Raw genomic sequence first — 7723 nt, forward strand, 5'->3', positions numbered from 1 at the left:
AAAAACAGGCTTTATTGTATGTGGCCTTGCAGCTCATTTTATATATAATTTAATTCAGTCTCTTTTTGCTTGAGCTTTAAGAAAGTCCAGTTACTTATTTTTAAATCACAAGTGTAATTTGCTTTTTTGTAATTAACCGAAAGCCTCAGGTTTTCGTCTGATATTCTGTAGGCACTAATTGTTATCTGATCTTTGTTACCAGTTTCAAGTTCCAGTTTTAATACCGGATTTTTTGTAATTTCTGTATTTGTCTGCCCCTGAAAACTATCCTCTTCTGAGAAAATTCCTGCATGGCGAAGTTCCAGAAGTTCAGAAAGGTAGTTTTTAAAGCTTTTGTTTTGTGGTGTCAGAATTTGCCTGCTCTGTGACTCTAAATCACTTATTGTTATTCGCTGAATATCAGAAGAAGTTAATTGTCTTGAAATTAGGTATGGTTCTGTCCAGAAGGTCTTACTGACAGTAAGAAAGTTGTCAAACTGGCTTCCTGCCTGGTAGACAGCGGCAGATTTTCCTGTCATAAAATAGCGCAGGGTTTGTGAAAAATCATGCTTGCCAAAGAAAATGTCAGAAAAAGTATTTTCATATGAGATTCTAAGCGAAAAATCAAAAGAAAAAGAGGAATAATCATTCTGTTTGTCTGATATTTTATACACATTAATAATGTTTGATAATAATGAAATAAAATCCTTAATACGTTTTGAATCTGCTGGGGCTGAAAAGTCACTGTTTTCCCTTCTGACAGTCCATAAATCACCAGCTTTTTCCAAGAGGAGTGACTCTTGGTCTTTTTGAGAAAGCTTGATTGAAGTTACTGCTTCCTTATATTTGGGATTTAAAAGAGCGGTTTTCTGAACTTTTCTTTTTTCCGGACTAAAGATTTTTGTAAAGGAAAGAAGGTAAAGAATTACAAGAAAAATTGAAATGCCAAAAAGTGCTGAGTTTTTTATTTTCATATAAACCTGCTATTTCTTGTGCTCCTGAAGATCTGCAAGCTCTTCTTCTCCTGAAAGCCTTAAAATCTGATTTACTGTAAAATCAAAGTTTGCAAAATCATTTCCCTTTTGCTCTGCAGAATAGTTATTCATAGGGGTATTTAAAAAGTACTGGTCAGGAAGAACAAGGATTTTTGCATCTTCCCTCGAAGATAGATTATAAAGCCCTGTGATTTTTCCCTTGATAAGGGCAGCAAGGATTTTTGTGCCTTTTTCCTGCCCTTCATTCATTCTCGTGATGGTAAAGGGATTTGTATCTATCAGGCTTCCTTCCTCTGTGTAAGTATTTCTTTTAATCTTAATTTCTCCTGCTTCTGGGGAGGAAATAAGATATGCTGAAGAAAGTTTTGTATCTGTAATTTCCAGCGGTGTCGGCCAGTAAAGAGTTGCCCCCTGTGCTGCATTTTCCTGGCTTAAAACTTTAATCCACATGGGGTAGTTCAAAACTTGCGTGTAGGGATTTTCCGCAGGATTATTATTTGAACTAACCATTGTAATTCTTGCACAGGAAATATCGGTGGCAATGCTTTCTGAAAATCTTAGTCCCCAGTTTTCCAGCATTTCAACAAGGTTTGTTTTTCGTTCTGGAAAAGGCGCCAGTCTCCTGCAATATCACAGGAATAAGGACTGAGCATAAAAATTGCATTCCCCTTACCGCTTAAAATATAATTTTCAATTGCAATAGCATCATCAATTCCGATTTTGCTGTCGCCGATTACTAAAAGACTTCCTTCTGCCTCTTCAAGCCTTGAGGCAAAATCAGCAGTTTGTGGAAAAATAGGATTACATAAAATTCCTTCTGAATTAAAAATAGGTGCAAGATAGGAATAATCTTCTGAGTAATTCATGCCGTTTCCAAGAATTACGTTAACTGAAAGCTTTTTATCTGTAAGAAGACTTTTTAATCTTACATCCAGATCATATTCAAGCATTTCTGTACCGATTACAAAAGGAATGGCTTCGAACTTACCCTGAAATTCAAGAATTATAGCTGAATAGACTTCTGTAAATTCAGTTGACGTACCCGATGACGTTTTTATCTGCTGGCTTTGTATTCCATAATTGTTTAAAATTTCTTTTATTGAGGCATTTTTATCAGGATTTTTTACAATATAGCTGATATTTTTATTTTTTGCCGTATAGGAATCTAGAAAATCAGATATATCACGCACCTGAGGATAAAGACGGCTTAAGGTGCCTGACCGGTAATAGCTTATCAAAAGCGGCTGGTTTACATTTTTTAAGAGGGCTTTTGTATATTTTGAAGTTGAAAAAAGTTTATCTTTTGAAAAATCAAGGCGGAAATAGTAACGCTGACTGTTCAAAAAAATCATAAAAAGAATAAAAATAAAGGATTTTAACCTGAGACTTTGGGTTTTAGACCATCTTCTTCCCTTTTGCTTTTCAGAAATGATAGATGTCAGGATAAGAAAAATAAGGGTAAAGCTTATAAAGAAAAGAAAATCCCTTGAATCAAAGATTGCCTTTCCTGCGGCATCAAAATGCCAGGCAAAACTTAAAGTCTTAAAAAGACCGGCAAAAACATTAGAACTTGAAATGTATACAGAAAAATTATGGGCACTGTTTATTATGGCAAGGACTACTGCAGATAATAAAAAACTTATAATCTGATTCTGGCAGAGCTGAAAAATTAACAGGCAAAGTGAAATTACGCAGGCTGCATATAAAATCAAAAATATAAAACTCAAAATTACGAGGGCAGCTTCAAATGAGTAAAAGAGGCGGAAAATAATAAGCGCTGGAAGCAGAAATAAAAGAAAAAGTGAAAAGACTGTAAGAAGGCATAAAAAGCGGACAAAAAGTTTTTTCCATAGGGCCAGCGGAATAAAATCATCATAGGAAGCAACTGGCGATTTTGCACAGAGAGCCGGAATAACTATTATGCTGATATAGGGAACGCTGTTGAATAAATATATCAGGGGAAGTGGATTTCCAGAAAAGAAATTTTTTCGGATAAAAAAATCCGCATAAATGAAAAATGTAAATAAAAGACCTGAAAGAAGGGTTTTGAGAGTAAAATAATATTTAAGCTGCGATTTATATAAGTTCTTCAAGTGATTTTACTCCCTTACTGGAAAGAATTTCTTCTTCTCTGCCGAAAGCAATTTGTCTTCCTTCTTTTATAACAATAACCTTTTCGCAAAGCTCTTTGACTTCTGAAAGTATGTGGGTAGAAATTAAAATTGATTTTGTGGCTGACAGATTTCTTAATAACTTTCTTAAATCTGCAATCTGAACAGGGTCTAAGCCTGTAACAGGTTCATCTAAAACAAGGTTTGCAGGATTATAGATCAGTGCCTGGGCAAGGCTTACCCTCTGCTTATAGCCTTTAGAAAGAGTTTTAATTTTTTTTGTAAGAACGTCTTTTAGATGGCAGCTTTCAATTACCTTTTGTACAGCCGCTTCCATAGCTTGACCGTAAATTCCGTGAGTTTTTGCAGCGTATTTCAGAAAATCAGAAACAAAGAGTTCCTGGGGAAGATTAGAAACTTCGGGTACATAGCCTGTAAGTTCCATGGCTTTTTCATCTGTACTGCTGCAGGAAAATGAGTTTTCACCTTCCCCGCTTAAAAGAATTTCACCGCCATCTGCATAATGAAAACCGCAGATTGCTTTTATTATTGTAGATTTTCCACTTCCGTTTGCGCCTACCAGGGCTGTGATTTTTCCAGAGTCAACAGAAAAATTAATTCCGCTGATTTTGAAAGAGGATTTATAAGCTTTAGAAAAATCGCATACCTGAATCATAGAGGCTCCTCTGCAGGCATCAGTCTACATAAGGAATTTCAATGTGCATACGGTCGCGCGAAAGTTCTGCCTGAGGCCATACTTCCTGGGCTTCTTCCAGCAAAATGGAAAGCTCTTTGTCTGTGTAGCGCGGGCTGTAGTGAATCATGCACATACGGCGGACGTTTGCGTCGCGGGCAATTGTTGCTGCCTGAACGGCTGTCATATGCTTTTTTTCTTTTGCCTGATCCAAAAGCGCGTGCTCAAACATACCTTCGCAGACCAGGAGGTCACTGCCGCGAACTTCATCAGCAATAGATGGCTTATAGAGTGTATCTGTTACAAAAGAGAACTTACGGCCGCTGCGGGGCTTACCCATAACCTGCTCAGGTTTTACAATTGAGCCGTCTTCAGCCTGCACTTCATCGCCTTTCTGAAGTTTTCCCCAAAGAGGTCCGCAGGGAACTCCAAGAGAGCGTGCTGTATCAGGATTAAATTCGCCAGGGCGGTCAAGTTCTTCCAGAGTGTAGCCTACGCAGGTTTTTGTGTGGTCCAGCGGAAAGGCACGGATATAAAAATCTTCTCCCCCGTGAACAACGCAAGGGGCTGTAATTTCTTTTACAACAATCGGATAGTTAATGTACATATCAAGTACACGGCGGCTTGTTTCAATGTATTCCTTGATTTTTGGAGGGCCGTAAATGTACAAAGGTTCTGTGCGGTCAACCTGGGCTGAAAGCATAAGGATTCCCGGGAGTCCTGTTACGTGGTCAGCATGGGTATGAGAAACAAAAATTGCATTGATTTTTTTCCACTTAAGATTCAGACGTTTTAGGGAAACCTGAGTACCTTCACCACCGTCGAATAAAAACAAATCACCGTCACGCCTCAGCAAAACAGAAGTCAGATGACGGTAAGGAAGCGGCATCATTCCACCGCAACCTAAAATAAAGGCTTCCATATTCATGGAAGCCATTTTAACGGATTTTAAGCGGAAATTATAGTAGCAGCGAAAATTATTTTACTTCGCCGCGCATAATCTTTCTTACAAGAATTCCCGAAGGCTGAAGGTCGCTTTCTTTCCAGCCGCCTTTTGCTTCGCGGTCTTTATTGTATTTAAGGGCACCTGAATCTTCTCCCTTATTGTTTACAGACCAGTTTGCCCAGCTTATTTTATTTTTAGCAAGGAAGCGCATCCATTCAAGAGTTTCTTTTTCAAATACTCCACCGTCGCCGGAAGCCTGTGTCGTTCCCCATTCTGTTACGAAAATTGGAAGACCTTTTTTAAGGGCAGCTTCAGCAACTGCACGGCTGTCTTTTCCGTGACTTCCTGCGTAAAAATGAAGGGTGTACATAATATTATCATAGCCTTCGATTGGGCTTGCTGCAGCACTTGTAAGGTCGCTTGACCATACCGGAGTTCCTACGACAATTACGTTCTTGCAGTATTTTCTGATGATAGGAATAATGCGTTCTGCGTAAGGCTTGATGTTTCCTTCCCAGGTAACCTTTTCGCCGTTTGGTTCGTTACAGATTTCGTAAATGATGTTAGGACAGTCTGCATAAGTTGAAGCAATGCGTTCAAAGAAAGCTTCTGACTGTTTTACATACAAAAGAGGATCACATTCGGGGAGAACATGCCAGTCAACAATAACATACATTCCGGTTTCAATTGCCGCATCAATTGATTCAATTACTTTGTTTGCCATTGCAGGATTCTGTGCATAACCGCCGCTTCCACTTACATACATTGCAGCGCGCCATAAATCTGCATTCCAGTCATCTCTAAGCCATTTGATTACGTCTTTATTTGCATATTTTCCATGCCAGTGAAGTCCGTGAGAGCTCATTCCGCAAAGCTGAACAGGTTTTCCAGTCTGGTCGCAGAGATTTGTACCCACTACACTCAAGTTTCCATAGCGTTCAACAGGAGTTTTGGAATCATTGTAAATTTTTCTTCCTGTACCACCGCAGGATAAAAGTGATAAAGAGGCAGTTAATGCCAGTAAAATTAGTGATGTTTTCGTAAAAATTTTTTTCATAAATTCAATTTTACAGCGGTATTATTAGGAAAGCAAAGAAAAATTAGTTATTAGAAGTAACAAAAGATACTTTCTTGAATACCTTTGCAAAACAGATGCAGTGGGCAATAAAAGTTACTGTCCAGGAGATAGGATAAGAAACAAAGATAATGAATTCTGTGTGGAAGGCTGGTGTCTGAAACAAAGTTGAAAGCCAGACAATACGGAATACGCATACACCCACAATGCAGACAACCATTGGAAGAAGGCTGTGGCCAATTCCGCGGATAATGTTACTCATTGTGTCCATGATGCCGCAGAGGGCGTAAGTAGAACAGATTATTGTAAGACGGCGGATACCGGCCGCAATTACAAGAGGATTTTTAGAGTAGATTCCAAGAATCTGGCGGGCAAAAATAACAACAAGAAAGCCAAGTCCTTCTCCTACCACAAGAACTGTCAGAAGGGAAATAAACATAAGCTTTTTGATTCTGTCTTTCTGCCCCGCTCCCATATTCTGAGAAACAAAGGTCAGCGCCCCCTGTGAAAACCCGTTCATTGCAAGGTAAACAAAGCCTTCTATATTGATTCCGGCAGAGCTTCCTGCGATTACAACCGGGCCAAAGGAGTTCACAGAAGACTGAATTACCATATTGGAGATAGAGAACATCATTCCCTGAAAGCCCGCAGGAACTCCAATTTTGATAATGTGAATCAGAATGTATTTATGGATTTTAAGCTTTTTCAGTTCAAGTTTAAAACCGTCTTCTTCCTTCATTAAAAGAATCACTACAAAGGCTGCGGCAAAGATTTGAGAAATCACTGTGGCAAGGGCAACTCCCGCAACATCCATACTAAAGAAAATTACAAAAATAAGGTTTAAGATTACGTTGATTACGCCTGCCACCATCAGAATGTAAAGAGGACGTTTTGTATCGCCCTTGGCACGTAAAAGCGCGCTTCCAAAGTTAAAAATCACCGTGGCACTTATTCCGGCAAAATAAATGCGGAGGTAAAGCACCGCAAGCACAAGAACTTCTTCCGGCGCCTGCATAAGATGTAAAATCGGGCGGGCAAAAATCACGCCAAGAATTGTAAGGCCAATTCCGCTGTAAATGGAAAGCAGCATGGAAGTATGAACGGTGTTCCTGAGTTCCCGGATTTTTCCGGCGCCGAAATAGTTGGCAGAAACAACGCTGGAACCGATTGAAAGACCGATAAAAAGGTTCAGCATAAGGTTGATAAAGGATGATGTTGAACCTACAGCAGCCAGGGAGTTATCGCCTGCAAAACGACCTACTACAATTACGTCGGCGGCGTTAAATAAAAGCTGAAGAACGCCCGACAGAATCAGGGGCACAGAGAAAATAATCAGTTCTTTAAAAATCGGACCTTTGGTCATGTCCAGCTGATTTTTCATAAATCTTCCAGCATCTCCCTGAAGAAGTGATTTTCAATTCGCGCTTTATTAAAAAGCTCCTTTACAGAATAGTATTTTTCGCCTTCAAAGGTGCGTCCCAAAAGTATGTAATCGCGGCCGGAATTGTCTACTCCGTATGTCAGGTTATATTCCTTGCCTTTATAATTAAAGCTCCATTCGGTTTTTGTTTCGATTTTGAAAAGAAAATCTTCTTTTGTCATGCAATTACTATACTGTAAATATTTGTAAATTCAAGTAGAATGAAGTCTACCAAAAAAAAATGACTTCCACTGCGCGCGTCCGCAAAGTCATGGGTGAGAGCTGATAGGAAATTATTTAAAGTGCTTCGCACTTCCAGCTCTCAAATGACTTTGCGGCCGCTCTCCGCTCACGTCATTTTTTTTAGAAAGATTATCCTATGAATATTACAATTTACAGTACAAATTCAAATAATTTCGATGGTCCGACTTACCATTATACAAATCTGCCTTCCAACGCTAAAAATACAGAGCGCGTCCTGACTGATTTTTTCGGGGCAGATT

General features: G+C 39.1%; 8 protein-coding genes. All 8 read right to left on the bottom strand.

The window, feature by feature from the left end:
- Positions 1-38: 38 nt before the first annotated feature.
- The 8 genes from MSI_RS12440 to MSI_RS12475 are packed head-to-tail and all read right to left on the bottom strand — an operon-like array spanning position 39 to position 7402.
- Positions 39-953 (bottom strand): DUF4340 domain-containing protein, encoded by a 915-nt coding sequence (locus MSI_RS12440; RefSeq protein ID WP_009107642.1) that lies wholly within the window; start codon positions 951-953, stop codon positions 39-41.
- Between the two features lie 9 nt (positions 954-962).
- On the bottom strand, positions 963-1553 hold the full coding sequence (locus tag MSI_RS12445; protein WP_009107644.1) for a hypothetical protein: 591 nt from the start codon (positions 1551-1553) through the stop codon (positions 963-965).
- Positions 1532-3067 (bottom strand): GldG family protein, encoded by a 1536-nt coding sequence (locus MSI_RS12450; RefSeq protein ID WP_009107646.1) that lies wholly within the window; start codon positions 3065-3067, stop codon positions 1532-1534. Before MSI_RS12450 ends, MSI_RS12445 begins: the two co-directional genes overlap by 22 nt.
- A complete protein-coding gene (locus tag MSI_RS12455; RefSeq protein WP_009107649.1) occupies positions 3051-3761 on the bottom strand; it encodes an ABC transporter ATP-binding protein in 711 nt (236 codons plus the stop codon). Before MSI_RS12455 ends, MSI_RS12450 begins: the two co-directional genes overlap by 17 nt.
- A 19-nt stretch (positions 3762-3780) precedes the next feature.
- Positions 3781-4707, bottom strand: a complete 927-nt coding sequence (locus MSI_RS12460; RefSeq protein ID WP_039924932.1) for a ribonuclease Z — start codon at positions 4705-4707, stop codon at positions 3781-3783.
- Between the two features lie 49 nt (positions 4708-4756).
- The gene (locus tag MSI_RS12465; protein WP_009107654.1) at positions 4757-5782 is read right to left on the bottom strand and encodes a glycoside hydrolase family 5 protein; all 1026 of its coding nucleotides are present in this window, start codon (positions 5780-5782) and stop codon (positions 4757-4759) included.
- A 43-nt stretch (positions 5783-5825) separates the two neighbouring features.
- Complete coding sequence (locus MSI_RS12470) at positions 5826-7181, bottom strand: MATE family efflux transporter (protein ID WP_009107657.1); 1356 nt, start codon at positions 7179-7181, stop codon at positions 5826-5828.
- On the bottom strand, positions 7178-7402 hold the full coding sequence (locus MSI_RS12475) for a hypothetical protein (RefSeq protein ID WP_009107659.1): 225 nt from the start codon (positions 7400-7402) through the stop codon (positions 7178-7180). Before MSI_RS12475 ends, MSI_RS12470 begins: the two co-directional genes overlap by 4 nt.
- Positions 7403-7723 lie beyond the last annotated feature (321 nt).

The sequence above is a fragment of the Treponema sp. JC4 genome, from assembly GCF_000260795.1.
Classification (GTDB): domain Bacteria; phylum Spirochaetota; class Spirochaetia; order Treponematales; family Treponemataceae; genus Treponema_D.

Excerpts from the sequence above, each read along its gene's own strand:
- MSI_RS12440 (WP_009107642.1), bottom strand. The coding sequence starts at position 953 with ATGAAAATAAAAAACTCAGCACTTTTTGGCATTTCAATTTTTCTTGTA.
- MSI_RS12445 (WP_009107644.1), bottom strand. The coding sequence starts at position 1,553 with ATGCTGGAAAACTGGGGACTAAGATTTTCAGAAAGCATTGCCACCGAT.
- MSI_RS12455 (WP_009107649.1), bottom strand. The coding sequence starts at position 3,761 with ATGATTCAGGTATGCGATTTTTCTAAAGCTTATAAATCCTCTTTCAAA.
- MSI_RS12460 (WP_039924932.1), bottom strand. The coding sequence starts at position 4,707 with ATGAATATGGAAGCCTTTATTTTAGGTTGCGGTGGAATGATGCCGCTT.
- MSI_RS12465 (WP_009107654.1), bottom strand. The coding sequence starts at position 5,782 with ATGAAAAAAATTTTTACGAAAACATCACTAATTTTACTGGCATTAACT.
- MSI_RS12470 (WP_009107657.1), bottom strand. The coding sequence starts at position 7,181 with ATGAAAAATCAGCTGGACATGACCAAAGGTCCGATTTTTAAAGAACTG.
- MSI_RS12475 (WP_009107659.1), bottom strand. The coding sequence starts at position 7,402 with ATGACAAAAGAAGATTTTCTTTTCAAAATCGAAACAAAAACCGAATGG.